This is a genomic window from Mesorhizobium sp. WSM2561 (assembly GCF_000513915.1).
Lineage (GTDB): Bacteria > Pseudomonadota > Alphaproteobacteria > Rhizobiales > Rhizobiaceae > Mesorhizobium > Mesorhizobium muleiense.
On record NZ_KI911325.1, the window covers coordinates 187,634 to 212,602 of the forward strand.

Sequence of the window (24,969 nt, forward strand, 5' to 3'; positions counted from 1 at the left end):
GAAGGAGCCGGTGCAGCACGAGCGCAGCACCGGCCGACCGGCGTCAGCCCTGCATGATCGCCTTGAACTTGGAAAACCACTCGCTCTCATTCTCGACCTGGATCTTCGAAGAGATGCGGATAAGGCGCTGGAAATCCGCTTCGGTGGTCGGATAGGACGGATCGCCCACCAGATCCTTGGGCGGCGTGAGGCCCGGCACTACGCCCGGCAAGCCAAGCCCATCCAGCCAGATCTGCTGGGCTTCCTTGGTCAGGGCGTGATTGATGTACTGCTTGGCCCAATAGAGTTCGTTTTCCGGCAGGCCCTTGGGAATCCACAGACCGTCCGTGTCGAATTTCGCACCTTCCTCCGGCACCACCCATTCGATTTTCACGCCGTTCTTGCGGGCCTCTCGGGCGTTGGTCGAAATGGTGCAGGCGGCGTCGATCTCGCCGTTCTGGAACCAGGTGGTGAAGTCGGGATCCTCGCCGAGCAGCGGCTGCTGTGCCTTCATCTTGGTGATGAAATCCCAAGCCGGCTGCATGTTGCCCGGTATGTCCTCCAGCTTGCCACCACCGGCGACCTGGGCGGGGAAATGGAAGCCGATGCCGTCATTGTAGAAGGCAAGCCGACCCTTGAACTTCGGGTCGAGCAGATCTTTCCAGGACTTGGGCGGTCCATCCGGGAATGCCGCAGGCCGATAGGCAAGCACATAGACATAACCGTAGGTATTGACGATCGGGAAACCTTCCAGGCCGGCCGGCTTGGCAAGGTCCGTCACATTGGCCAGGTTCGGCAGGTCGGAGAGGTCTTCCGTCACGCCGCGCAGTGCCGATTTCGTGGCATTGGTGGTGGTGTCCCAGTTGATATGGATCGGCGGGACGCGTTTCTGCGCCACGGCCGCCCAGACCTTGGGCTGAATCTCGTTGTCTTCGGTCAGGTCGTGACGGACAGCAATCCCCGTCATCTTGGTGAAGCTGTCGGACACCCCGGCCTTCAGGCTATCCACCCAGCTGCCGCCCCAGGCGCGCACGATGATCTCCGCCGGCTTTTCGGGCTCCTGCGCATAGGCGCCGCGCAGGCCGAGCGCCGAGGCGCCGCCGAGCGCAGCTGTGGCCTGAAGGAAGGTTCTGCGGGAAACATGGGATATCTTCGGCTTGAAGCGCTTCATCTGCATTCTCCTCTGGGTTTGACCGGTTTCCGGTTCTATCGAAAAACAAGCATGTCCCTGGCGTTCCACCCCAGGAACACGCTTTCGCCTATGTCGAACTGCGTGTGCGCGGCGGGATCATGGTCGAAAACGCGAATGACCTCGTCGCCAATCGCGGCGCAGGCGACCTCGTAGACCGTGCGCTCGCCTTCGAAGATGGTGTCGGTGACAGTCCCGGCCAGCACGCAATCGAGCGTCGACAGCTGCGCAGCATCGCCGGCGAGACGGATCTGTTCGGCGCGGATCGCTCCCGATGCCTTGTCGCCCTCGGCAGGCGGATTGGCCGGATCGCCGAGCTTTCCGGCAAGCATCAGATCACCCCGAACGACGGAGACATCGCCCGCTTCCGATACGGCCCGTACCGTGCCGGCAATGAAGTTGGTGACGCCGATGAAATTGGCGACGAAGGCGTTGCGGGGCTGGCGGTAGGTGTGGATCGGTCGTGCCTTCTGCTGGATCTCGCCCTGATCCATGACGACGATATCGTCGGAAACCACCAGCGCCTCGCGCTGGTCGTGGGTGACGTTGATCGTGGTGACGCCGAGCTCACGCTGGATGCGGCGGAATTCGAGCTGCATTTCTTCGCGCAGCTTGCGGTCGAGTGCGGCGAGCGGCTCGTCGAGAAGCAGCAGGTCGGGCTCAAACACCAGCGCGCGCGCAATCGCGACGCGCTGCTGCTGCCCGCCGGACAGTTCGTGAATGCGCCTGCCGCCGTAGCCTCCGAGCCGGACCAGCGCGAGATATCGCTCGACGCGGTCGGGAATGGTGCGTGCGTCGCGCCGACGCATCTTCAGCGGGAAGGCGACATTCTCGGCCGCCGTCATATGAGGAAACAAGGCAAGTCTCTGAAAGACCATGCCGATCGACCGCTTGTGCGGTGGCACCGCGCTCACCGCTTCACCGTTGATGAAGATCTCGCCGCTGCTCGGGGTCTGGAACCCGGCGATCATGCGCAGGAGGGTTGTCTTGCCGGACCCAGACGGCCCGAGAATGGTGAGAAACCGGCCCTTCGGCAGATCGAAGGACGCATTCTTGACGGCTTGAACCCCATCGAAGTCCATCCCGACGTTGCGGACCGTGACGGCGATTTCCCCGTCGCCTTCCGCTACGTGCGAAGCTGCGGCCCGAAAACGCTCCTGCATTGTGGTTCCCCTTTTGTCGCCGGTCGCATGCAAGAACGCCCAGCGTGTCAGGTGGTATATACAACCATATACAAGCTCGGTCTACACGATCCTCTCAGTCGCTCAGATGGATGCGAGATAGCCGCCGTCGACCGGGAGGCAATGCCCGGTGACATAGGCGGATGCCCCGCTCGCCAAAAACACGACAGCGCCGGCCAGATCCTGCATCGTGCCGAAGCGCCGCTGCGGGATCTTGGCCAGCATCGCCGTCTGCCAATCGGGATCCTGATAAAAGGCGTCCGTCATCGCCGTATGGAAATACCCCGGGGCGATGGCGTTGACCCGGATGCCGAGCGATGCCCATTCCGCGGCGAGTGCGCGCGTCATGCCCAGGAGCCCGGACTTGGATGAGCCGTAGGGTACCGCGGTCGGGATGCCGACATAGGAGGTCAGCGAGCAAAGATTGATGATCGCGCCACCGCTGTTGTCGGCAGCCATCCGCCGCGCCGCAGCCTGCGCGCAGAAGAAGGCGCCCTTCAGATTGGTCGATACGATGCGGTCCCATACCGCCTCGTCCACGTCGAGCGAGGGCTGGACTTTTTCGTAGCCGGCGTTGTTGACCAGAATGTCGAGCCCACCAAAGGCATCCGCCACCTCGTCGACCACCACGCGGATGCGATCGGTGTCGAGCACGTCGAGAGACCGGCAAAGCGACCTTCGCCCATGTGCGCTAATTCGGTCCGCCGTCTCACGAAGGGAATTTTCGTCGCGGGCGGTCACCGCCACATCGGCACCGGCCGCCGAGAGCGCCTCCGCGATGGCCTGGCCGATGCCGCGGCTGGCGCCCGTCACCAGCGCTTTTTTTCCCGTCAGGTCGAACAGGCGAGCGGCGTCCATGGCGGTTTCCTGCATTCCCGAAAAAAACCATGCGGTCGGATTGGAAACGAACACCAGTTGCGGCCGATTGTCTATACATCTTGAGCTATTGCGGGGGGTGCCACCAAAACGGCGCGGCGCCGGTTTGCGGCGATCGGTTGAACGACGGCATCCCGGATGGCCCCCCATCAGAACGCCATCAACTGGCGTCTCGCTGGCAAAGCCATTAAGCTCTATCAACGGCAAAGGGAGTCCCACATGGTCGAACCGCGGCTTTCCGTGCGCAGCGCAAAGGCTCGTGATCTTGCGCACCGGCTGGCTCGGCGCGAGAACCGCTCGATCGCCGACGTGGTTGAGCGCGCGCTGGAATCCTATGAGGTCCGGCAAGCCGGTCATGAGCCGGCGTCGACGTTCTACGCGCGTATCGCTAGCGCTTATGGCGTCGAAATTGACCTTGAAGCGGCGATCCGGGGCGCTCGGCAGGTTGACGCGGAGCTTTGATCTTCCCTGCTGCCAGATTCATTTCCGAGACGCTAAAGAAGTCGCCCGAGCCTGCCTTGTCGCATGGTTGTTCGCCATGGCGCCTCGAAAGGCTCGCCTGAGATGTTGAATTCACCCTAACGGTGCGATTTTCCTGAGCGCCCTTGTCCAACCACCCCCGCTGAATGCGGGGTGATTGGACAATTTTGCCTGGGAGGAAAAGTCCAGCGTATCAACGGCTGCCCGCCCATGGCGCACGACCCTTAAGAACCTTGCCGGGCTGTGGCTGTTCTTCTTTCGGAGCGACCACCGGTTGAGGCAAGGAAGCCGTGTGACTGGTATCCAAGGTCATTCCGCTGTTGTCGACGCCAAGAGCGAAGCCGCGAGTCGGGTCGCGGTCCGGGTTTTGATTGGCCGCGAGCGAGACGCCTGTCGACAGGGCGAGGAGGGCGATAGCGGTTACAAGTTTGTTCATCGTGCTGTTCCTTTCAATAATGAGCAGACCCGCCGACGGCGGCTCGCGCGGAATTGACTCCTGCTTTGCGAAATCCCGTCGGCTCCCTGTCTCGCCATCATGACGAGGCTTCCTGCACGGATGAAACTACGCTAGGCCTGTCGCAGAGGTTTGCCCGAGTGCTATCGAAGTGTATCCGAATGTATGAGAATCCATGCGAGGTCCCGCCGCTCTTGGACTTCGACAAATTTGGCTACAATTTTTTTCGGCCGCCTGTCGGCGTTTGCGCGGCCAGATACCTGTCGGGCGCCGTCATCAGGTCCAGGTAAGCGGAGCCGCCGAAGAACGCCGATGACGTAAAAGCGGGACAATTCCCCTGATCGGGTGAACGCATAATTTGCTGATCGGGCGACCTCGCGGCGTCCATCGTCAGGTGGTTCGCGACCGTCGCTTTAAATTGTGCGGCGGCTGTGTTGATGCGCCCAAAAAAAGATGGTAACGCGGTATTAAAGATTGTTTCGGGTTGTTACCTCTGGGGCGGGGCGAATGGGATTGGTGGTACCGCGGGCATGGCTGTGTGCCGGCCTACTGATAGGCTTGATGATGTCCGCGACGCCGATGGAGAAGGCTTCGGCCGACGTCGTGCCTGGCGCCATGGCCACCGGGCAGCCAACCTCCATCCCTGTCGGCTACATCGAATTCTGCAGACGGCGGGCCGCGGAGTGCGCAATACGATCAGGCAAGAGCGCTCCAGTCCTTCTGTCCGCGGGCATGGAAGGCAAGCTCGCCTCCGTCAACAAGCTGGTGAACAGATCGATCAGGCCCGCGAGCGATCTGGACGTTCACGGCATGATGGAATTCTGGTCATATCCTGACCACGCGCTCGGCGACTGCGAGGATTATGTCCTGCTCAAGCGCCGGTTGCTCAGGCAGCAGGGCATATCGCTGTCGAACCTTCTGATCACCGTCGTCAGGAAGCCGGACGGCGAGGGGCACGCGGTGCTGACCGTCAAGACCGACAAAGGCGACTATGTGCTCGACAACCTCAACGACGATGTGAAGCCTTGGTCGGTAACTGGATATCGATTTATAAAAAGGCAGTCGTCTACGCATACCGGGCGCTGGGTCGCGATAATCGAACACCCCGATGTACTGGTCGGGGCAGTCGACTGAACCTCCCGAATTAGCGGATCGACAATGCCTGGCGCCGGCGCTCCATGCCGGAGAACGGCCAGGGATGCCCGGCTCCGCGTCTGTTTCCGCACCGGCCCAGGCACATGACCCGTGATCTTGAGTCGCACTGCATGGGAGTTCCATTCCAGGCATAGGCTTATTACGAGCACCGGGACGCGCTCCTTGCGGCGCTCGATAAGCCAATGTCGTTCAGCCGGAACTCGATTTCATTCCGCGCCTGATGCCGGTAGAGCTTTCTCTTCTGCCCGTGTTATGGACATGTCGAATGCTGGAGGATACAGGATGAAATTGAGAGACGCGGCACTTGCTGTCATTTCGAAAAAACGCAGAGGCGTGGCCTGGTATAAGGTCTCTCAGAAGAAGGCCGACAAATACGGCTTCTATGTTTATTCCAGTCATATGGTCTGGAAAGACCAGCCGTTTTTCCGAAAGGCGCTGCAGCGGGTCAAAAACATCCGTGGGATTCCAGATCCCCGGGCTTTCGTCCTGCAAAGCTGCTTGCGATCGATCGAGCGCATCGACGGCGACGTGGCCGAATGCGGCGTAAGGCAAGGCCGCTCGACGATATTCATGCTGATGAGCGATCTTCGGCCACGGCACTACCACCTTTTTGACTCGTTCGCCGGCCTCTCGGAACCGACAGCAGAGGACCGCAAGCCAAACGGCCGAACGCCATGGAAGTCCGGCGATCTCAGCACCGACGAGAAGGTAGCCAGGGAGAATATTTCCGACTTCAGCAACACCACTTTTCATGTCGGATGGATACCGGAAACTCTATCCAACGTATCTGACCGGCGCTTCGCCCTGGTCCATATCGACGTCGATCTATACGAGCCGACACGTGACGCGCTCGCCTTCTTCTACGATCGGGTGTGCGCGAATGGCATGATCATATGTGACGACTACGGCTCTGCGCTCTGTCCTGGCGCCCGAAAGGCCTTTGATCAATTCTTCGAAAACCGCCCGGAAGGCATCATCGAACTTCCAACGGGGCAGGCGATTGTCGTAAAGGCAAGCTAGTGCGCGGCATTCCGCGGCAACCAGCCGCAGGGCTCGCGCAGTGTTTCAGCTTGCACAAACAGTCCCACGAAGAACTGGGGAAAACAGAAAAATTGCGCAACAAAAGTAGCAGGTATTGGGAAAAACTGGTGCGGTCGAGAATTGTCGCACTTTGAGGCAGGCAAAGGACCTAGCAGAGAAATGGCTCTCACCTCGTCCCTTGATTCCATTGCAGGACCCGGCGGGGCGCCCGCACCCTTGAGCTACTTCAAGCAGCGAAAGATTCTCGCCCCTTGACGGCTGCCACGCCGGCTGCAGAATCTCTGGCATGGCGCGGGAGATAGGCATTGGCGACGAGGTGGCTGTGACTGCCACGGTGCGCCGGCGTGTCACTGAGGGCGGCGTAAGCGTCTCGATCCCGAGCTACAATTTCCCGCATTCGAGACAGCACGTCTAAGGTCAAGCGCGGCCAGAAGATCGACCTTACCGGAGACACCCGGATAGACGATGAGGGCGGCAAGGTCACGATCGGACCTCGCGGTCACGGTCGACATAGGAACGGTCAGTCTGTGGCGAAATATCGGGCGCCAAAGCGCAAGGTGCCGCTGTGCGACAAGGCGGGCTGAACGCAACAAGCCCTAGTGGCGATGATAAGCCTGAACCGTGCAGCCGCGCGGCGACTGGTGGCGATGAGATAAGCTGAATCCAGCGCCCTCGATTAAAGACTGAAGACGAATATCTTTTTCTTTTGGAACCCGCGCCACTACGGTCTGTGCGCGGTTGATGATGTCGGCAAAGATGCGATCAGCCTTATCCTGGCCCAATCCCCTGCGGACATGCTGGTAAACAGCTAGGAGCAGAACGACATCATAGCTGTCTCGGAGAACGGATGGAAGCTTTCGGCTCCCCAAGTTCATGGCATCAAATCGGCTTTCGACGCCAGATCCCAGAAAAATTGAGCGAGCCACGCCGATATGCGGTTTCAGGATGTCGATGCCGTGGATGTAAGCCGGCCTATGCTTGGCGATTTCATAAGCGACGATGCCCATATTGCAGCCGACATCGAGGATCGTCTTGCCGGCGTAGTCTACCCCGCACGAAAACAGCCCGTCGAGGCGATCCTCCCACGTTCCTGCGAATTTCTTGCGGGTGTTCCAAAACAGCATGAATTAGCCTCTCGTGGCTGGATAGGTCGGCGGCGTTATATCGGTCAAGAGCGCGCTGCGCTAGTCTAGTTTCCGTCCGCAAACGTCTAGCGCTGAATGGCTGCGGCTACTCTCCATCGACACGAAGAGACGATGTCACGGCGGCAAGGCACGGGGTGTCCGTACGATGACGCCTACGACGGAGCAAAGTACGCGTTGAAGAACTGTTCAACGATGTCGTCGACGACCGATCTCTTTACGTGCCGTAAGTCCTCTTCGTAGCTACGAGTGAGGCCTCCATAGGTGACAAGCTCGAATGAGGGAAGGTAATGGACATTGTCCCGTTCCCGGCAGACTTGACCAAGCACAGCCCGAAGAACGGATTTGCCTTCAGTGTTCGCCGTGACGACATCCGCGTCTTGAAACGTCCGAGCCAATGCAACCGGTGAGACTGTGAGAATTATCGGTGCATCGGGTTTGTGTTGACGGACCATGTCCACGGTAGCCATCACGTTGGCATAATTTTCCTGAAAGCTGCTGACGTGAAGCGTCGTTTCCTGCATTCCGCCTCCGCCACGATAAAGCGGTTTCTGTGCTGCTACCTTGCCACTGGCCCTGTTGATGAAGACCTCAGTCATTCCGAAGGTAAATATGAATGCCGTGGCCGCATCGAAGCCAACCCGCATCTCCCTGTTCATGCTCTCGATCACCTCTTTGAGAACTTCCGGAGATTTGGCGAGGATGAGACGGCGGTAGGGGTCCTGAAAGCAGATCGGACCCCAAGGCGCAGGTTTTTTGATCTGCCACCAGTCGTCATTGGCTTGATGCCACAAGCCGAGCATTTGCTCAATCTGAAGGCGAACAGTGAAGGTGTTATAGAAGTTCATATGCTCTCGCCCGGGCAGCTCATCTACAATGGCTTGCGCTGGGTCGAAACTGATATTTCTGTAAGACGGAACGCAGGCGACCTGCTTGCTTGTTAACGCAAGACGAATTTCCTCCGCAAAGCAACTTCCCATCGTGAAGAATATATCGTTTCGAGTGAATACTGCGTTTTTACGGATTGTAATGACGCCTGAACTGGAAAAATCGCCATACTTGTTATTCAGTTTGTCCGCAGCCGCCAAATGGATAGGTTGAATGTACCCGAGTCGCTTGCGGAGCCGAAGATACTTTCGTCGAACTCGCTCTAGCAATGTCACATCGCTCCATGATCGTCATAGTTGGCCGCTGACAACAATGCCCGACGTTTAGCCCGCTTCCCCGCTGGCCGCAATCCGGCCGGCACGCCGCCAAAGCTCGCAATCACTGCCGTCATGCGGAAGCCCATTATCGTCGCAAACGCTCTCTTCAAAGCCAACCGAAAATAGGCCCCAAGCCCCGATCATTAAAGCGACTGCTCTAAGACACGCCAAGAATCGCGGCGACGCTGTTGCAGAGCAGCACCAAAATTGGCATAGAACGTCTCCCTCTCGTCTGGATTTTGCGCATAGAGGATTTTGGTGCCGACGTTCAGTGGAGTCGACAGGATCTTTTTGTGTGACTATGAACGTTAAATTGCTAAAATATCACGCTTACAGCCGTTGGTTCGGGCGTCCCTCATGGAATGCTTCGTATCTGTTCGGACGGGCCTGCCGGCGGCTGAAGCCAGGCGATATTGTCATAGATGCCGGCGCGAATCTGGGTGAGATCACCTCGGCCCTGGCTAAGACGGGCTCGACGGTTCATGCGTTCGAGCCAGACCCCTACACCTTCGAACGGCTGCGCAAGAACGTTGGAGCATTCAAAAATGTCCATCTGTATCAGAAGGCGCTAGCCGACCAATCCGGGACTGCGAAGCTCTACCGGTCACTTAAATTCAGTTCTGACCCAGACTTTTGGTCGCAATCCTCTTCATTGTATGCAGGCAAATCTAACATTTCGAAAGACGACTACACTGATGTTGAGCAGTTAAGTATAGTTGATTTCGTTCGAAACCTTGGATCTCCAGTGAGGATACTGAAGATTGATGTAGAGGGCGCGGAAGTGCCAATGCTCGAATCGATACTATCCTGTGGATTAATGAACAAGATCGATATGATATTTGCCGAAACCCACGAGAAAAAAATCCCACAGCTTGCAGAACGTACGCGCGCGCTCCGCGAAGCAATCAAACGAGATTGGGCCAATAAAATCAACTTGGACTGGCACTAGTCATCTCCCCTGGATGTTGACGAGTTGGATCGCGCCTTCATAACCACCTTTGCCATCACCTATAACAAGTCGAGTGATGAGCGACGTTCGAAAAAAAACATGGCGATCCGAACATGGCCGCTGCGACCTTGTAAGGACAGCCCCTTGAAATTTGTGAGCTCAAATGAAGAAAAGAAGCCAGTTTCATATTTTCCGTAGATCGATTGCCGACACAATTCAGTATAGATTTCGCAATGCGCTGAGGAAAGACGATTTAGAAGCGCGTGGAAATCTATCGCCAGTTTCTCAAAAAGAAATCTTGCTTGTGTCAGTCGTCAGGAACGAATACCCTGAGATAATTCCATTCCTTGATCACTATCGATCGATCGGCGTTTCCAGATTTGCCATTGTCGATGACCGTTCTGAGGACGGGACACGGGAATTTCTGTTGAGCCAGCCAGATGTGGACGTATTCATCTCACGAAAGACCTATGGAGAAGCAGGGCGCGGAACTTTCTGGCGACAGGATATAATCCGCAGATACGGGTTCAACCGGTGGTATGTGATCGTGGATGGGGATGAATACCTGGTTTATGATGGCATGGATCGCCACGACCTGCATGACCTCGCCGGTTGGATCCAAAAAAGAGGCATGAAGCACCTGCTGGCGCCGATGATCGACATGTATCCGGCAGGAGACTTAAGGGACTTTCCGTTTGACCCAAAACGCGCTCCTTGGGAGATAGCCGATCATTTCGATGCTTCAGGATACGATTACACGACGAGCCCGCAAAATATCAAAATCCGAGGTGGCCCGAGAAGCCGGGCGTTTGGTACGCACACCCTAACAAAATATCCGTTCGTATACGGAGATAGATTGACGATCTTAAATTCAATTCACGCTCCGCTACCCTATTGGCGTAACCACGTGGAGAGTTATGGCGCTCTTCTTCATTTTAAGTTTTTCTCTAATTTCACGACGAAGGCTCAGGTCGCGGTCGATGAAGGCCAATATTGGAACGGTGCGTCAAAATACAAGGAATACCTTTCCGCCACTATCGGCAAGCCGGACTTCAATGTGATGAGCGATATTTCGCAAAGGTATTCGGGTATTCAGGATATAATCGGTGCGGGCCTGACCCAAGCTATTTCTTGGAATGATTAGATCGACAACCCGGTCCTTGGCTGCTCACCAATTCTCGCGGTTGGGAGCCCGATTTTGCCGGAGGCTCTATTCCAAAGCCCAGGCGATCATTCCTCTTGGACCCTTCGGAGAGTTGTGTATGCTCCCATAGTCGCCGATCCCGTCAACGCGGGCTGGCATCCGGATTCGGCATTGACTGCGGGTCCGAACAAAGTCACAGACAAGCAATCCGACATAGATTTATAGCAGATGTGCGAGCGGTGTCGCGAAAGTCGCATGGATCGGCAAAGGCCAACTGACACCGACGACACATCGCAGCAGGAAACCGAATGAGCGCAAAGAGACGAATTTCAGCGGCCTTGGCGTACCCGCTGGTCAAGCGCCTGATCCTCGAGAACCTGCCGCCGCACATAAAGCTGTATCTCGCCGGTTTGCTGTGCACGATTGCCGGTGCGGCGGCGACGTCCGGATTTGCCTGGATCATGCGTGACATGATCAACAGCATCTATATCGACAGGAACGCCGCCGCCGTTTGGGGTATCAGCGCGGCAATCATCGGACTTTCCGCTGTCAAGGGCATCGCGGCATACGGTCAAACCATTACGACCGGAAACGTCCGCAGGGCCATCGTGTCGGACCTCCAACACCGGCAGTTTTCCCGGCTGATGCGCCTCGACATTGGCCATTTCGTCAATCAGCATCCGGCCAAATTCATTTCCAAGATAATGTTCAATGCACGCGCCGGTGCGTCCGTCATCATCACGCTGACGAGCAACACGGCCTCTGACGTTTTGACCCTGGTCGGACTGGCAAGTGTCATGGTCGTGCAGGACCCGACCATGTCGCTTATATCGGCGGCGGCTTTGCCGGTGATCTTCCTCTCGGTGAGCACGATCACGCGAAAGATCAAGTCGCTGGCAAGGGGCGAAACAGAGCTGGCGGCACAGGTTCAGTCGATCGGCACGGAAGCCATAGACGGCATTCGCACCATCAAATCGTTCCAGCTCGAGGACAAGGCGATCGCCAGTTTCGCTAAGGCTGTCCGCAAGATGGAAAGGCGCGGCGTCCAGATCAACCGGACATCGGCGTTGATGAGTCCATTGATGGAGACGGGCGGCGGCTTCATCATCGGCCTTTTCCTCATTTATGCCAGTTGGCAGACCCTCGGAAACGGCAAGACACCAGGCGAATTCATGGCCTTCATAACCGCCTTTCTGCTTGCCTATGAGCCCGCCAAACGGCTGGCCCGGGTCAATGTCGATATCCAGAAGCTAATGGTTGCCGTCGAGCAGATGTATGATTTGATCGACACGCCCGAACAGCGACAACTCGCAACCGCAGGCGAGCGACTGACCGGCGTCGAGGGCGGTATCCGTTTTGAAGATGTGGCCTTCTCCTATGGAGGCAACAGCCCGGCGCTGCACGGTGTTTCCTTCGAGGTCCGACCTCGTGAGAAGCTGGCGATCGTTGGCCGCTCCGGCGCTGGCAAGACCACCATCGTCAATCTGATCTTGCGCCTGATGGAGCCGGACAGGGGCAGGATCTTCATCGACGACAAGGACATTGCGAAGATCAGCCTGGCCGACGTTCGCGACAATATCGCACTGGTGTCACAGGATATCTTCCTGTTCGAAGGTTCAATCCGTGACAATATTCGCGACGGACGCCCGAACGCCACGGATCAAGAAATCGATTCCGCGGCGGAACTCGCCCGGGTCACAAGTTTTGCATCGAACCTTGAAAACGGGCTCGATACGCTTGTCGGGCCGGGCGGTGCCAACCTGTCGGGCGGGCAGAAACAACGAGTTGCCATCGCGCGCGCCCTGCTCAAAAACGCTCCGGTGATTGTCTACGATGAAGCAACATCCGCGCTCGACGGCGAAAACGAACGGGCGGTCATGGAGGCTGCCTTCGACGATGCATTTCAGCGCACTGTGATCTGCATTGCGCACAGGCTTTCAACCATCAAGGCGGCCGATCGCATTCTCGTATTCGACGCTGGCATCCTCGCGGACTCCGGGACTCATGAAGAGCTTGCCAGGCGCAGCGAAATCTATCGCTCGATCTTCCATCTGGAGACGTCCGCTCCGCTCGTCGAAAGCGGCAAAAAGCTGCGGCAGAGCGTATTGCGCTGAAGGCCGATGACCAGTTTTTACCACGGTTCCTACATCCGGTATGTGATTGGTGGATTGGGCCTGCGGTTGCGCAGATACACAAAGACCGTGCGGACGCTGTTTACCGGCTCCAAGCCTCGTTCCGTTCTTGAGCAGCAGGCCAAGGTCGACGCGCTGATCGCGCGGCGGGACTGGACAGGGCTTGAAGCAAGTACCAATGAAATGGCCATCATGGCCGATCGTGCCCGCGACCCTGAGATGATGCAGAAGGCAGGCCAGGCGTTCGAACGGCTGGGCAACTTAGCGCGGGCGGCCGAGCTTCGGCTTTCCGCTCGCCGGCAACGAAAAGGGAAAGGTGCCAATGAGTGGACTGGAGAAGACCTCGGTTCGGATAGGCTGCTGATCGATCTTGTGGAGGATGACCCTCGCAGTCTTGGCCGGGTTATCCGCCATGCGCGACTCGCCGGCGCCGCCGCTGCATGTGCGCAAAGTGCGACGATTCGGGTCGAGCCGCGCCTGGTATCGCTTGTGCAGCGGACGTTCCCGAATGCGACCGTGGTCCCAGCACAGCAAAATATCGTCGGTGACAAATTTGCGACCTTCGAACATCTCGCTTGGGTATTCGGACGCGATGCCGAAAAACTTGCCGCCGACTTCGTGCCGCTGCGAGCGGATCCTGAGCTCGTCGAGACATTCCGCAGGCGCTATCGCTCGATGACGGATCTGCCACTGGTGGGCCTGTCCTGGGGCAGCAAATCACACACCAAGGACGTCCCTGATTTCCCCGAATGGGCACGGTTCGTCGCCCGGACACAGGCGACGTTCGTTTCCCTCCAATACGGACAGATCAAGCCAGCGCTGCGGCGCCTGCGCAACGGCAATGACGCACGGCTTATCTATGATGACAGTGTCGACCAGATGCTTGATATGGACCGTTTCGCCGCGCAGATCGCCGCGCTCGATGCCGTGGTAACGATCAGCAATACGGCGGCGCATCTGTCCGGAGCACTCGGCGTGCCGACTATTTTCCTGATCGACGACAAGTTTCAGACAGCGTGGCCGGTGATTGGCGATCGAACGCCCTGGTATCCGAACGGCGTCGTCATGCGCAAGGAAGGACGTCCGTGGCCGGCGGTGCTCGACGACGTCGGCCAGCGGCTCTCGTCGATTCTGACGGCGCGTTCGACGCTGTCTAGCGAAAGTTGAGGGTCGCCGTGCCGAGCAGACGATCCATCCTTGAGAAGGCAAAAGCTGCCGACCTGCGCCCGCAAGGTGTTGACGGCAAGCGACTGCAGAAGGTTCTCGATCGGGCAAAGAAGTTTTTTAAGCGACCCTCGCGCCATGCTGACGAAAGCGTCAAACGCCATGCGAGCCTGATGGCGCAGAGTGTCGAACGGCGTGACTGGCAGGCGGCCCGGGAACATGCGCTGGCACTCGGCCTGCTCGGTGAGCAGCTTGGCGATCGCGGGCTTGTCAAAAAAGCCGGGCGTGGACTGAGACGTCTCCGCGGCGGTAATCGTGCCTGGCAGTTGATTGCGTCGAGCAAGCAAGTGCCCGGCCGGCCCGAATGGGATGGCAGTGATCTTGCGGGTCGCAGGCTTGCCGTCGAGCGGCGCGAAGGCGATCTCGCAATCTTCCTCCAGTTCGCGTCGCTGCTTGGCCCGGCGGTCGCGGCCGCCGACCGGTGCACCGTCCTGATCGAGCCGCGGCTGGCGCCACTTTATCGCAGAACATATCCCGCGCTCGATGTCAGACCAGAGGCGGAAGCGGCGGCGGCGGTCGACGCCGATGTCTTCGCCTGCTTCGAGACACTGGCGAGGCACTTTTGGCCGGATCAGCCGAGGGCGCATGCGCCCTTCGTTCCGTTGGAGCCGGACCGCCGGCTTGTCGCCGAGTTGCGCGGCGCCTATCTCGATCATGGCCCGGGGCCCCTGATCGGCTTTGCCTGGGGAAGTCTGAACAAAAGCAAGGACCTGCCGGTTCTGGATGACTGGCGGGCGCTGCTCGGCAGTCTGCCGGGCCATTTCGTCAGCATGCAATATGGCGATGTCGGGCCGGCGCTCTCCGAATTCGAGCGGTGGGCGCCGGGACGCATCATCCATGACGCGTCCGTGGACCAATTGTCGGATATGGACCGCTTCGCCGCGCAAATCGCCGCCCTCGACGCGGTGGTGACGATCAGCAATACCGGTGCCAATCTGGCGGGAGCGCTCGGCGTGCCGACCGTCGTCCTGCTCGACGATGGGTTTCGGCTGTCGTGGCCTGCCTTCGGCGAGACCGTCGCCACGTATCCAAGCGTTCGACTGGTGCGAAAGGGCGGCCGGGCGTGGGCGTCCGCGATGCGGGAAGCAGGTGGACGGGTTGCGCAAATCATCGGTGGAGCTGGTGATGGAAGCTAGTCAACTGCTTCGCCGGGTTCGCCGCTTTGTCGCGCTCGCAGGCTACAATTACAAGGTCTGGTTCCGTCGTCACCGGCGGCAGCTTTTCCTGCGCTGGCGCGATGGCGACATTGCCGATCAGATGGCGGATTATAGGCGAAGCATCCAGGCGCGCGACTGGTCGGCGGCGCTGCCGAAAGCCCTGGCGCTGGGATCGATCGCGAAGTCGAGGCGCGAGGTCCACCTGCTCGACGAGCTCAGCAAGGCGCTGATGCGCATGGGCGCCTACGGCCCGGCGGCCGAACTCAAGATCGCCCGGCGCCACATCGTCGAGGGCCGCGCCGACGGCGAATGGCTGGGCCAGGATATCTCGGGCCAGGTCCTGCTCGTCGATCTGATGGAAACCGAAAAGCAGGGTCTGGCCACCGCGATCCACCATGCGAGTTCCGTCGGCCGCGCGCTCGCCCGGGCCGCTCGTCTGATCGTCCTGGTCGAGCACCGCTTGGTGCCGCTGTTTCAGCGGACATTTCCCGCCGCCGATGTGCGGGCCGTCGGTCAGGGGACCAAGGCAGCCTATGGCGAGGCCCAGCTCTTTGCCGGCGTCCAGCATCTGACCGCCGTGTTCGAGACGGATGAGACCACGATCCGGGAGCATTTTGTTCCCCTGAAGCCGGACCCGGCGCGGGTCGCTGACCTTCGCGCCCGCTATCGCAGGAACGGCCGGCCGCTGGTTGGCGTCGCATGGGGCAGCTCCAATCCTGGCAAGGACCTGCCGCCACTTACGGCATGGCGCGGGCTGCTCGGTCGACAGGACCTGCAGTTCGTTTCGCTGCAATATGGCCGGATCGAGCCCGACCTGAAAATCTTGACCGATGGTAATCCGGCGCGCATCTTGCACGACGTCTTGGTGGATCAACTCGTCGACATGGATCTTTTCGCCGCGCAGGTCGCGGCGATGGACGCCGTCGTAACCATCAGCAACACCGGGGCGCATCTGGCCGGCGCACTCGGCATCCCTTCGGTCTTCATCCTTGGTGACGGCTTCAAACGTTCCTGGCCGGTCGAGGGCGACCGCACGCCTTACTATCCTTCCGCCGTGCTGGTCTCGAAGCGGGAACGACCCTGGGCTGCGGTGATGGAAGACGCACAAAACCACATGGGCTCACTCATCAGCACTGTTTGAATCCACCACGCAAGGCATCGCGAGTGTCCCAGGCAGGTTACAACCAGCGGACAGTCAAGCGCCTTCTTGACGGCGAGACCAGTGTAAACTAACCGGCGGGCGGCCGTTCTAAATTTCACGGGCAAGAGGCGATGCATATCTTTGGGTAGTAGTTTGGGAAACAAGGCGTCTTCTCCTGTCAGCGATGGCTTTGTGCAGCGGCTCCTCGCGGCGTACCGGCTTGTGCATCCAGGAAATCTGTTCAAGCGCGGGCGTATCTACGCTCGCGGCAGGGCAGCGACGAGGACGGTCTACTTCGTCCCACACAACCGCAACAATGTTCGGCTGCTGGCTGACGCGGCAGAAATTCTGGGTGACCGCGGCATCCGCTGCATGTTCGCGCATCTCGATGGATTGAAACGCGGCGGCGTAGCGCGGCCTGAACTCAACGCCCGAGGAATATCGCATATCGGCTTTGCTGAGCTCGAGCGGATGATCAGGCCCGGTGACATGCTGGTGACTGGAAGTGACTTTGCGCCGCAATTTTTTAGGCGGTTCATCGACTCCATCAACTTCGGCATGGTCCGTGTGGTCGGCCTCATCGGAGGTGCGCGAGAGCTGCGGCCGCATCGATTTGTGAGAGCTGACTACATCCTGTCGATGGGACCAGCGGCGCTGCAGCAAAGACGACAGCCGACATCTGTTGTCGGCTCCCCGGTCATTGAGCGTGCCGCCGCAAGCGCTGGCGCCAGGCACGAAGAAGGGCTTTTTGTGCTGGTGAACTTCAAGGGGAATATCGCGGACCCTGCAGATCGCCAGGCGATTGAAGCCGTGGCAGCCGCATGTGCGAAACTCGGCCTTGCCCATGTCGTTAGCGTCCACCCCACGATGTTCGCAAAAGTCGATATGCCGAACAAATCGCCCCTGGATTTCGCACAGTTGCTCCCGGACGCTCTGGCGCTCGTAACGCGCCCAAGCACCACTGTTTACGAAGCAATCGCCTGCGGCATTCCGGTGGTGCTGTTTCCGCTGGTTTCGCCCATGGTCGAGTTCGACAGCCCGATGGGCGCTTTCAAACCAACATTGTCGGAGCATGACCTCGTCGAGGACATCCGCGCTGCGGTCAGGTCAAGGCCGACCTATTTTGAGCAAAGCCGGGATTTCCTCAATGCCAATCTGTCGATTGATCCAAAGGTGCCGGCTTCGCAACGGATCGCCGAAGCCTTAATCGATATCTACAATCGCTGATCTGCTCGATCAAAGTGCCCGCAATCGGAGTTCTCACGTTGAGTTTGTTGTCCAACTTTTTTGCAAGCAAGCCGTCGCTGCTTGTCGTCTCATTTCCCAAATCCGGGCGGACCTGGCTGCGCGTCATGCTTGACGACCTGGGCGTCGCCGACCAGAAGAATCTGAGCGACATTGCGCAAATCGACCCGACAAATCTCGCTACAAACGGCTCCTAGCGGGACACTGCGGTGTCTGATATTTCAGGCGCAAGTCACGTGCGAAAGATTGCGCTTCTGCGCTATGAAGATGTGCAGCGGGATACAAACGATGCTTGCCCGGCTCGATTACAGGAAGCGGCTCGATGACGCCTTTCAACGGTATGGCATGTCTTATTCCGACGGCAGGGCAGGTGTGAATTGATCCGATGCACCGGCTTTGTCTGCGGTTGCGGGCATAGCGGCACAACCCTGATAGCGACGATTCTTGCTTCGCATGCCGATGTCTTTTTGCCATTCGAAGAATCCAACGTGTTTTTCAAATGGACCCCACTTGCGCTGTATCGCTACTCGAAGCTGAAACAGGCGGCCATTGGGGCGGGCAAGTCGGTGCTGCTTGAAAAGACACCGCGTCATATCAGGCGTGTCGACCGGATACGACGTCTGGTGCCGGGCGCGAAGTTCGTGATGCCGGTACGCGATGGGCGCGATACCGTTGCTTCGCTGACCAAGCGGCTTGGCGATGCGACCGAGAGCCTAGATCGCTGGATTTCGGACAACACAATGGTGCTTGCCGAGCGCGGCAGCACGGACGTCCTGATTTACCGCTACGAAGATCTTGTCAATGACCCGGAAGCGACCATCGAAAAGATCTGCACCTTCCTGGGATTGTCGTTCGACCAGAGTTTGCTCGACTATCATCGGAACCCGCAACGATGGTTCACACTTGATGCGCAACCCCAACATGCCGCGCTCCGCAACCAGCAGGTCAACAAGCCGATCTATGATGGCCGCGGCCGCTGGAAGACCGAACTGGGTCAAATGGAATTGAAGGAGCTTACCGAGGGACGCGGCAAACCGCTGATGCAGGCGTTCGGGTATGTTTGAGGGTTCCGTCGAGTGGGTTGTTCACTCTGGAAGCGCGCGCGGATAGCCAAACTGATCGAAGTCGCGCTCATAGGCGCGGTAGATGGTATCGGCCAGTTCTGGCGTGAAATAGTCGGCAAGCCTGCGGCGCGAGGAGGTGTGCAGAGGTGGCATCGCCGCGCGTCGCATTTCCTCGCTTGCACCGACATGATCGAGAACCCGTTCGAAATCTCGTGCAAAAGTCTCGGTTTTGCCGATGAGGTCGAACACAACGCCTGGAAGGTCGACGATGTCGCTTTGCCTCTGCCAATGCTTGTCGATGCGCCATGTCGAGGTCGTGCAGGCAAAGGCGACGAAATCAGCAAACGACAGGCTCTTGTCAGCACCGACAGGCAGCGACGGATCCGCCCTTTCGCGATGGGCCAGATAGACCTCCACCCTGCCATAGCCAGGCACAAGGGGGCGGTCGCGATATTGGTCGGCCCAGCACGACAACAGCCTTGTATAGGGATTGCGAACGAAGGTGAACCGCAAGGCTTCGGGACTTGTGGCCATGCGATGGAACTGCACAATGCCATGGCGAGGCGCCTGCAAGCTCGACGCCTTTCGGTTGTGCACCTTCCAGTTCTGGTCGCTGCGCCACTCCGACACGGTATCATTGCCGATCATGGCTGCAAGGTTGCTGCGAATGCGGCTGCTCGCCGCCTTCGGCGTGGCGAGATACAGGATCTTGAGTTGCGGGACGACGTCGATCAGGTCGTCCGGCAGATAAGCCGTCTGCATCGCTCTGCGGTAGAAAGCCAGAGCTTCCGGATGCGCCCAGGCTAGAAACGGCTCCTTGACCAGACCGCGGAGATTTCGCAGCCCCGGTCGCAACGAGCGCTCCAGGCGGCGGATCACCCCGACTTTGCGTTTGCCCGAGACGGCTTTGTCGGCGGGCGAGACATGGCTGGTGGTCATCGGCAAAAACCCTCGCCTTGAAAGCAGTCTACCGTCGTGGCATAGCCGCAACCACGCGGAACTATACGCCAGCGCCCCTATCCAGGATCGGCTTGCCACGCTTAATAGACTGCGAGCAAAGTCCCGCCAAGTTGGAAAGCTTGATCGGCTTGCAAAAGGGCGTAGCGAGGTCGCATGGATTTGCCACGGCATGATCAACGGGTTCAAGCTGACCCGAAAAAGCCTATCCTGTTCGTGCGCCAGCGTTACGCGCCCTTTGGCGGAGGCGAGATCATGCTGGAAAACATCATGGCGGCGTTCGCCGCGCGTCAACGGCCGGTGGCCGTGCTGTCAGGCGACTGGCCGCGACACGAAGGCATAGAGTTCATCCAGTGCGCCGGCCGCCGCTTTCCCCGCTACCTGCGGGCGACGTCCTTTGCTCGAGCCGCCTGCCGCAAGATCGCCGAAATGCCACCGGCCCTGGTGCAGAGCAACGATCGCCTTCCGTGCTGCGACGTCTTTCGGGCCGGGGAAGGCGTTCATGCCGCCTATCTTGCCGAGCGACGGCGTTTCGAGACGCGGCTGGGCAGGGCAGCGATGGCGCTGAGCCCGTTTCACCGCCAGACGCTGCGCCTCGAGCGCGCGACCTATGCCAGCCCACGGCTTAAAGCGGTGATTGCCATTTCGAAAATGGTGGCGGAGGACATTGTCCGTCACTACGACTATCCGGCCGAACGCGTGCACCATATTCCCAACGGGGTCGACCTGGACCGCTTCAACCTGGAGTTGCGCCGACAGCATCGGGCCGTGGTCCGCTCACGGCTTGGCGTCAACGATGACAGGCCGGCCGTTCTCTTCGTTGGCTCGGGTTTTGCGCGAAAAGGACTTCTTGCCTTGATGAAGTCTGTCGCAATGCTCGATGGTGAGCCGGAGTTATGGGTCATTGGCCACGATTCGCGCGCCGATACGTTCCAGCGGGCCGGTGACAAGCTTGGTCTTGGTGCAAGGCTCCGCATGCTGGGGCCGCAAAAAGATACGCTGCCCTGGTACGGCGCCGCCGACATTGCGGTGCTGCCTTCCATCTATGATCCATTCGGCACAGTGGTGATCGAAGCCATGGCCAGCGGCTTGCCCGCCGTCGTCAGCACCGGGTGTGGGGCGCGCGAGCTCGTCGATCGCTTCGAGCCGACGCTTGTTTGCGACGCAGCCAGCGTAAACGACCTCGCCGCCGGGCTTGCCCGCGCGCTGCAGCTGTCGTCACGGCCCGAGACTGCGGCCAAGGTCAGGGCGGCAGCCGAACACTACGATTTCAACGTCATGATCAGGAGAATGATAGCGCTGTACGAAGATCTCGACCTGAAATAATTTTCGACATATTTTTTGAATCCGTTAGGATCACCGGAGTGCCAACCGGCCGGGGGGACAGTTTCATTTGAACAACAGTCGCAGTTTTGATGCCGGAACCGTCTGACCGTGCCGGCGCTCTCAGTCGTCATAATCAGCCTCAATGAGGAAGCGTGCATTGCACGTTGCCTTCGCTCGGTACTTTTTGCCGACGAAATCGTCGTCCTCGACAATAACAGTACTGATCAGACCAGGGACATCGCCAGTGGGCTCGGGGCCAAGGTGCTGATCACCCTCGATTGGCCGGGCTTCGGCGCGCAAAAAAACCGCGCCCTCGCCGCGGCGACAGGCGATTGGGTCCTTTCGCTTGATGCCGACGAATGGGTCGAGCCGCCGCTGGCAGCGGAAATCAGGGCCGCAATCGCCAACCCGAAAGGCTGTGACGGCTTCGAAATACCAAGACGATCGCGCTTTTGTGGGCGTATTGTCCGCCATGGCGGCTGGTCGCCCGATCTGGTGCTTAGGCTTTTCCGTCGCCAGTCCGGCCGCTTCAGCAACGACACCGTGCATGAGAAGGTGGTGGTGAATGGCAAGGTCTCGCGATTGTCCCACCCCCTGGAGCATGACTCCATCGCCGACCTGGCGGACGCGCATGACAAGATCGGCAGATACGCGCAAGCGTCCGCCGCGCGGATGCTTGCCGAGGGGAAAAAAAGCTCGATCAGCAAGGCGGTTTTGCGCTCGGTCTGGGCTTATATGAACAGCTATGTCTTCAGGCTGGGGTTTCTGGACGGTTCGACCGGTGCGATGGTCGCCGCTTATTCGGCCGGCTACACCTATCAGAAATGGGCGCTTGTCGCGTTGGGTGGCAAGTCGAGGTGCGCCGAGGAAAGCCGGGCCGGGGTGAACGGCAAATCCGCGGGTTTCAGAAATCGCCCTGGCTAATTTCCGCGCCATTGTTGCCGAGTTGTTGCCAGACAGTTAGTGTGTGCCCGTTTTGAAATTGGAGCCAAGGTACTGAATATGACTGATGCGTTTAGGGTATTCGTTGGATGGGACAGCCGTGAGCCGATCGCCTACGACGTGGCGCGGCACTCTTTGCTCAAAAACGCTTCGGTGCCTGTCTCCGTCATTCCACTCAAGCAGGACGAGCTGCGTGCCCGTGAACTGTATTGGAGGGAGAAAGATCCGCTCGCGTCAACAGAGTTCACTTATACGCGGTTTCTCACGCCTTTTCTCGCCGACTATACGGGCTGGGCTTTGTTCTGCGATTGCGACTTCCTGTGGCTCGGTGACGTCGCAGGTTTGCTGGAATACACGAAGTCGAACAAGGCGGTCTATTGTGTCCAGCACGACTACACGCCGAAGGCCACCACCAAGATGGATGGCGTTGTCCAGACATCCTACCCTCGAAAAAACTGGTCCTCGCTGATGCTGTTCAATTGCGCGCATCCTGCGGTTAAATCGCTTACGCCGGAGGTCGTGAACCGCGAAAGCGGCGCCTACCTCCACCGAATGCAGTGGGTCGCCGATGAGGATTTGGGCTCGCTGCCGGTAGAGTGGAACTGGCTTGAAGGTTGGAACGAAAAGCCGGCGCATGGCACACCCAAGGCGGTCCACTATACAAGTGGCGGTCCGTGGTTTGCCGAGTGGCAGAATGTCGACTATGCGGATCTGTGGATAGCCGAACGCGACGAGTTCCTGAGCAGTGCCGATCAAGCAGAGGCTGCTCTTTCGCGCTCGGCGAGCCGGTAGCCCAGTCAAAAAGCCCCAGCGGCTGGCGGTGGCGATGCCTAACGCCGCTTGAGGTTCCCGCGCTGACGGCCGGTCTTCGCGCGCCGTGCTGCGGCACGACCTCGCCGAACACCGGGTTGGGCGCGCTCTTCGCGGGCGCCGGGACGGCCCGTATCGTTTCGACCAGGGTCGGGCGCTGCTTCGCCCCGGCACAAGCGCCCTCTACATCTGCCCGTCCAGCCATTCCCGCAAATCGCGGTCCTGCTTGTTTTCGGCAACGTGCAGCGAGGGCCGCCTCCAGACATACCAGATGGCGGCAAGCACCCCGGCAGCCCACGTGCCGGCGAAAACATTCGCAATGAGGTCGATTGGAACCTCCCAAGCCGGCTAGAACATTAGCACGGCATCATTTAGGAGGGCGACACCAATTAGGAGTAGAGCAGAGCGGGTGGAGCCGTAGGAGCCTCACCGCCATCCACCGTCTCAACCAGCTATCCCTTGCGAGGTCGCGGCCAAGACGGCGATGAGCAACAGCCATGCGGTCACCTTGAAGACGGCGCGTAGCATTCTTCGTCAATGGCAACGATCGGACGCAACGCTGCTCAACATATCAAGGCGCCGACCAATCCAGTGCGGTTTGAAGCGGCCGCTCGCAGCGTCAGACATCCCCCCCCTCTTCAGGGTACGTGGCGAGCGGTCTCTTCGCATGTGCGAGGCGATCGGGGCTAACGCGAATGGAGTATGCCTCGCGCCTGTGTCGCGGCTGAACCCAGAGACAATTTGGCTCGAAGAGGGACTGTCAATCGACGCTTTCCGGTCCTGGAACTGCAGCGAAGGTTACTCATCGAGCCGAAGTGGCCGAACCTGTGAACGAACGCTCTTGTCCGTTCAAACCTCGTCACCGCAACGAGGGAATCTCGTACCGGGCCCAGCGCGACCTGCTGGTTTTGTGAGGCATCTGGCCTCGGGCGGTTGCACTGAGTGACCCGGTGGCTGCTCGATCTGGCGGAACCCGAGGTGCAATCTGCGAGCGAAATCAGATGGTTGGATGGATGGGGTAGCGGCACGTTCCGCCTGGTTTTGAACGACCGCCGGTTCGCCCCCGACAACGTCGGCGCGACCGCAAGTCAGCAGCAATGCCTGGCCTTGCTGTCGGTCCGGCTAGCCAGTCACGCCGAAAGCCGTAAGCGATCCGGAAGGGTGGCGTGTTCGAAAGTTGCACGGTGTCGCCAAGCGCTTCCGACCGCCGGAGACCTCGCCATTCGAATGGATGGTGCAGAAGGGCGGTCGAACTTTATGATGAATTCGGGTGCCACTGCGCTCGATCAGGCGTGATCCTTGCTTTTTTGTGAGAGTGCAGTGCAATATCACCCAATGGTTGTAGCCCGTGCAGGGTACTCAACACGTCAAAGCTGGAGTACGTTTTTGCGTAGGGAGGGTATCAGGGGAGGATTGGCGGGGTTCGAATGACGTATGCTACAAGCCTTTCATTGAGTGAGAATGAAAACCGTCCGACCTCAGTCGCAGTCAAAAGCGACGATAAGGCGTATATCAAGGCGCTAGGCTTCGTGCCGAAGCGATATGCGGCGGAGACCGCTATCGTCAATCAGGGGGAGGACGGCGATCGCGTCTTCATAATCGAGTCTGGCTGGGGTTGCATTTCTCATGACCTTGCCGGTGGACAGCGACAGATTTTGGACTTTGCCCTGAAGGGCGACATTGTCTTGCCGCAGACGTACACGGGCGCTGCTCTCCAGACATTTGTGGCTCAAACCGACCTTGCGGTGCTGGAGGCCTCCGCCAAGACGCTTGCTCTTGGAGCAGCGAAGTCGCCCCACATAGCCTCGCTTTTTCTTGAAACGCTCGCGCGCCAGCGAGCGCTTGTTGCCCAACACCTCACCAATATAGGCCGACGCAGCGCCTTGGCGCGTACAGCGCACTTGCTGCTCGAGCTGAGAGCGCGCTTGGAGCGCGTCGGCGCCGCCAGCCGCACTGGCTTTGCATGCCCTCTCACCCAGTACGACCTCGCGGACGCGCTCGGCCTGACGCCGGTCCATGTCAATCGAATGCTGCGGGAATTGCGGGAACGCGGGTTTCTGGAGTTCCGCCAAGGTCATGTCCGCGTGCTGGATCGGCTGGGCGTAACGAAGTTTGCCGAGTTCGATGACAGGTACATCGATGGTTGACACTTATTTTGGCGCACGATGCAAAGGCG

At 59.1% G+C, this 24,969-nt stretch carries 23 protein-coding genes; 16 read left to right on the forward strand and 7 right to left on the reverse strand.

Features of this window, described 5'->3' with window-relative positions:
• Positions 1–43: 43 nt before the first annotated feature.
• The 3 genes from M727_RS0135265 to M727_RS0135275 form a co-directional block, all read right to left on the reverse strand.
• Positions 44–1,150, reverse strand: coding sequence for a PotD/PotF family extracellular solute-binding protein (locus tag M727_RS0135265; RefSeq protein ID WP_027156434.1), 1,107 nt, complete (start codon positions 1,148–1,150; stop codon positions 44–46).
• A gap of 35 nt (positions 1,151–1,185) precedes the next feature.
• A complete protein-coding gene (locus tag M727_RS0135270; RefSeq protein WP_027156435.1) occupies positions 1,186–2,331 on the reverse strand; it encodes an ABC transporter ATP-binding protein in 1,146 nt (381 codons plus the stop codon).
• 102 nt (positions 2,332–2,433) lie between these two features.
• The gene (locus M727_RS0135275; RefSeq protein WP_027156436.1) at positions 2,434–3,207 is read right to left on the reverse strand and encodes a glucose 1-dehydrogenase; all 774 of its coding nucleotides are present in this window, start codon (positions 3,205–3,207) and stop codon (positions 2,434–2,436) included.
• Between the two features lie 237 nt (positions 3,208–3,444).
• Here M727_RS0135275 and M727_RS43705 point away from each other — a divergent pair, with 237 nt between their 5' ends.
• Entirely contained in the window at positions 3,445–3,687 is a 243-nt protein-coding gene (locus M727_RS43705) for a hypothetical protein (RefSeq protein WP_027156437.1), read from the forward strand.
• 211 nt (positions 3,688–3,898) lie between these two features.
• On the opposite strand, the gene M727_RS38985 is transcribed toward M727_RS43705, so the two are convergent.
• The gene (locus M727_RS38985; protein WP_036264594.1) at positions 3,899–4,141 is read right to left on the reverse strand and encodes a hypothetical protein; all 243 of its coding nucleotides are present in this window, start codon (positions 4,139–4,141) and stop codon (positions 3,899–3,901) included.
• A gap of 579 nt (positions 4,142–4,720) precedes the next feature.
• Here M727_RS38985 and M727_RS0135290 point away from each other — a divergent pair.
• From M727_RS0135290 to M727_RS44135, 3 genes are all read left to right on the forward strand, one after another.
• Entirely contained in the window at positions 4,721–5,293 is a 573-nt protein-coding gene (locus M727_RS0135290; RefSeq protein ID WP_245269222.1) for a transglutaminase-like cysteine peptidase, read from the forward strand.
• A gap of 273 nt (positions 5,294–5,566) precedes the next feature.
• A complete protein-coding gene (locus M727_RS0135295; protein ID WP_027156439.1) occupies positions 5,567–6,334 on the forward strand; it encodes a TylF/MycF/NovP-related O-methyltransferase in 768 nt (255 codons plus the stop codon).
• 307 nt (positions 6,335–6,641) lie between these two features.
• Positions 6,642–6,770 carry a hypothetical protein gene (locus M727_RS44135; protein WP_287138750.1) on the forward strand — a complete coding sequence of 43 codons (129 nt, stop codon included), beginning with the start codon at positions 6,642–6,644 and terminating at the stop codon, positions 6,768–6,770.
• A gap of 181 nt (positions 6,771–6,951) precedes the next feature.
• Here the strand turns inward: M727_RS44135 and M727_RS0135300 are convergent, their stop codons facing one another.
• Together M727_RS0135300 and M727_RS0135305 are read right to left on the reverse strand one after the other, a co-directional pair.
• Positions 6,952–7,479 (reverse strand): class I SAM-dependent methyltransferase, encoded by a 528-nt coding sequence (locus tag M727_RS0135300; protein ID WP_027156440.1) that lies wholly within the window; start codon positions 7,477–7,479, stop codon positions 6,952–6,954.
• Between the two features lie 173 nt (positions 7,480–7,652).
• A complete protein-coding gene (locus tag M727_RS0135305; RefSeq protein ID WP_027156441.1) occupies positions 7,653–8,585 on the reverse strand; it encodes a GSCFA domain-containing protein in 933 nt (310 codons plus the stop codon).
• Positions 8,586–9,003: 418 nt separating this feature from the next.
• Between M727_RS0135305 and M727_RS0135310 the strand changes: the two genes are divergently transcribed.
• The 8 genes from M727_RS0135310 (at position 9,004) to M727_RS0135355 (ending at position 18,758) form a co-directional block, all read left to right on the forward strand.
• The gene (locus M727_RS0135310) at positions 9,004–9,651 is read left to right on the forward strand and encodes an FkbM family methyltransferase (protein ID WP_027156442.1); all 648 of its coding nucleotides are present in this window, start codon (positions 9,004–9,006) and stop codon (positions 9,649–9,651) included.
• A gap of 163 nt (positions 9,652–9,814) precedes the next feature.
• Positions 9,815–10,795, forward strand: coding sequence for a glycosyltransferase family 2 protein (locus M727_RS38990; RefSeq protein ID WP_051505889.1), 981 nt, complete (start codon positions 9,815–9,817; stop codon positions 10,793–10,795).
• A gap of 308 nt (positions 10,796–11,103) precedes the next feature.
• Positions 11,104–12,909, forward strand: coding sequence for an ABC transporter ATP-binding protein (locus M727_RS38995; RefSeq protein ID WP_084647044.1), 1,806 nt, complete (start codon positions 11,104–11,106; stop codon positions 12,907–12,909).
• A gap of 6 nt (positions 12,910–12,915) precedes the next feature.
• Entirely contained in the window at positions 12,916–14,094 is a 1,179-nt protein-coding gene (locus M727_RS0135325) for a hypothetical protein (RefSeq protein WP_027156443.1), read from the forward strand.
• A gap of 170 nt (positions 14,095–14,264) precedes the next feature.
• Positions 14,265–15,287, forward strand: a complete 1,023-nt coding sequence (locus M727_RS0135330; protein WP_156941745.1) for a hypothetical protein — start codon at positions 14,265–14,267, stop codon at positions 15,285–15,287.
• Complete coding sequence (locus M727_RS0135335) at positions 15,277–16,449, forward strand: hypothetical protein (protein WP_027156445.1); 1,173 nt, start codon at positions 15,277–15,279, stop codon at positions 16,447–16,449. The genes M727_RS0135330 and M727_RS0135335 overlap by 11 nt, the downstream gene beginning before the upstream one ends.
• A gap of 153 nt (positions 16,450–16,602) precedes the next feature.
• On the forward strand, positions 16,603–17,676 hold the full coding sequence (locus M727_RS0135340; protein WP_027156446.1) for a hypothetical protein: 1,074 nt from the start codon (positions 16,603–16,605) through the stop codon (positions 17,674–17,676).
• A 395-nt stretch (positions 17,677–18,071) separates the two neighbouring features.
• Positions 18,072–18,758: a sulfotransferase gene (locus M727_RS0135355; RefSeq protein WP_027156447.1), complete on the forward strand. Its 687-nt coding sequence runs from the start codon at positions 18,072–18,074 to the stop codon at positions 18,756–18,758.
• A 21-nt stretch (positions 18,759–18,779) separates the two neighbouring features.
• Here the strand turns inward: M727_RS0135355 and M727_RS0135360 are convergent, their stop codons facing one another.
• A complete protein-coding gene (locus M727_RS0135360) occupies positions 18,780–19,697 on the reverse strand; it encodes a sulfotransferase family protein (protein ID WP_027156448.1) in 918 nt (305 codons plus the stop codon).
• Between the two features lie 174 nt (positions 19,698–19,871).
• Between M727_RS0135360 and M727_RS39485 the strand changes: the two genes are divergently transcribed.
• The 4 genes from M727_RS39485 to M727_RS0135390 all read left to right on the forward strand — a co-directional run bounded on the left by M727_RS39485 (position 19,872) and on the right by M727_RS0135390 (position 24,940).
• Positions 19,872–21,041, forward strand: a complete 1,170-nt coding sequence (locus M727_RS39485) for a glycosyltransferase family 4 protein (protein WP_051505891.1) — start codon at positions 19,872–19,874, stop codon at positions 21,039–21,041.
• A gap of 108 nt (positions 21,042–21,149) precedes the next feature.
• A complete protein-coding gene (locus M727_RS39005) occupies positions 21,150–21,965 on the forward strand; it encodes a glycosyltransferase family 2 protein (RefSeq protein WP_084647046.1) in 816 nt (271 codons plus the stop codon).
• Between the two features lie 78 nt (positions 21,966–22,043).
• Positions 22,044–22,775: a hypothetical protein gene (locus M727_RS39010; protein ID WP_051505892.1), complete on the forward strand. Its 732-nt coding sequence runs from the start codon at positions 22,044–22,046 to the stop codon at positions 22,773–22,775.
• Between the two features lie 1,445 nt (positions 22,776–24,220).
• Positions 24,221–24,940 carry a Crp/Fnr family transcriptional regulator gene (locus tag M727_RS0135390; protein WP_051505893.1) on the forward strand — a complete coding sequence of 240 codons (720 nt, stop codon included), beginning with the start codon at positions 24,221–24,223 and terminating at the stop codon, positions 24,938–24,940.
• The last annotated feature ends 29 nt before the right edge of the window (positions 24,941–24,969 follow it).

Coding starts and splice junctions, on each gene's coding strand:
- M727_RS0135265 (WP_027156434.1), bottom strand. CDS start 1,150: ATGAAGCGCTTCAAGCCGAAGATATCCCATGTTTCCCGCAGAACCTTC.
- M727_RS0135270 (WP_027156435.1), bottom strand. CDS start 2,331: ATGCAGGAGCGTTTTCGGGCCGCAGCTTCGCACGTAGCGGAAGGCGAC.
- M727_RS0135275 (WP_027156436.1), bottom strand. CDS start 3,207: ATGGACGCCGCTCGCCTGTTCGACCTGACGGGAAAAAAAGCGCTGGTG.
- M727_RS43705 (WP_027156437.1), top strand. CDS start 3,445: ATGGTCGAACCGCGGCTTTCCGTGCGCAGCGCAAAGGCTCGTGATCTT.
- M727_RS38985 (WP_036264594.1), bottom strand. CDS start 4,141: ATGAACAAACTTGTAACCGCTATCGCCCTCCTCGCCCTGTCGACAGGC.
- M727_RS0135290 (WP_245269222.1), top strand. CDS start 4,721: ATGATGTCCGCGACGCCGATGGAGAAGGCTTCGGCCGACGTCGTGCCT.
- M727_RS0135295 (WP_027156439.1), top strand. CDS start 5,567: ATGGACATGTCGAATGCTGGAGGATACAGGATGAAATTGAGAGACGCG.
- M727_RS44135 (WP_287138750.1), top strand. CDS start 6,642: ATGGCGCGGGAGATAGGCATTGGCGACGAGGTGGCTGTGACTGCCACG.
- M727_RS0135300 (WP_027156440.1), bottom strand. CDS start 7,479: ATGCTGTTTTGGAACACCCGCAAGAAATTCGCAGGAACGTGGGAGGAT.
- M727_RS0135310 (WP_027156442.1), top strand. CDS start 9,004: ATGAACGTTAAATTGCTAAAATATCACGCTTACAGCCGTTGGTTCGGG.
- M727_RS38990 (WP_051505889.1), top strand. CDS start 9,815: ATGAAGAAAAGAAGCCAGTTTCATATTTTCCGTAGATCGATTGCCGAC.
- M727_RS38995 (WP_084647044.1), top strand. CDS start 11,104: ATGAGCGCAAAGAGACGAATTTCAGCGGCCTTGGCGTACCCGCTGGTC.
- M727_RS0135325 (WP_027156443.1), top strand. CDS start 12,916: ATGACCAGTTTTTACCACGGTTCCTACATCCGGTATGTGATTGGTGGA.
- M727_RS0135330 (WP_156941745.1), top strand. CDS start 14,265: ATGGCGCAGAGTGTCGAACGGCGTGACTGGCAGGCGGCCCGGGAACAT.
- M727_RS0135335 (WP_027156445.1), top strand. CDS start 15,277: ATGGAAGCTAGTCAACTGCTTCGCCGGGTTCGCCGCTTTGTCGCGCTC.
- M727_RS0135360 (WP_027156448.1), bottom strand. CDS start 19,697: ATGACCACCAGCCATGTCTCGCCCGCCGACAAAGCCGTCTCGGGCAAA.
- M727_RS39485 (WP_051505891.1), top strand. CDS start 19,872: ATGGATTTGCCACGGCATGATCAACGGGTTCAAGCTGACCCGAAAAAG.
- M727_RS39010 (WP_051505892.1), top strand. CDS start 22,044: ATGACTGATGCGTTTAGGGTATTCGTTGGATGGGACAGCCGTGAGCCG.
- M727_RS0135390 (WP_051505893.1), top strand. CDS start 24,221: ATGACGTATGCTACAAGCCTTTCATTGAGTGAGAATGAAAACCGTCCG.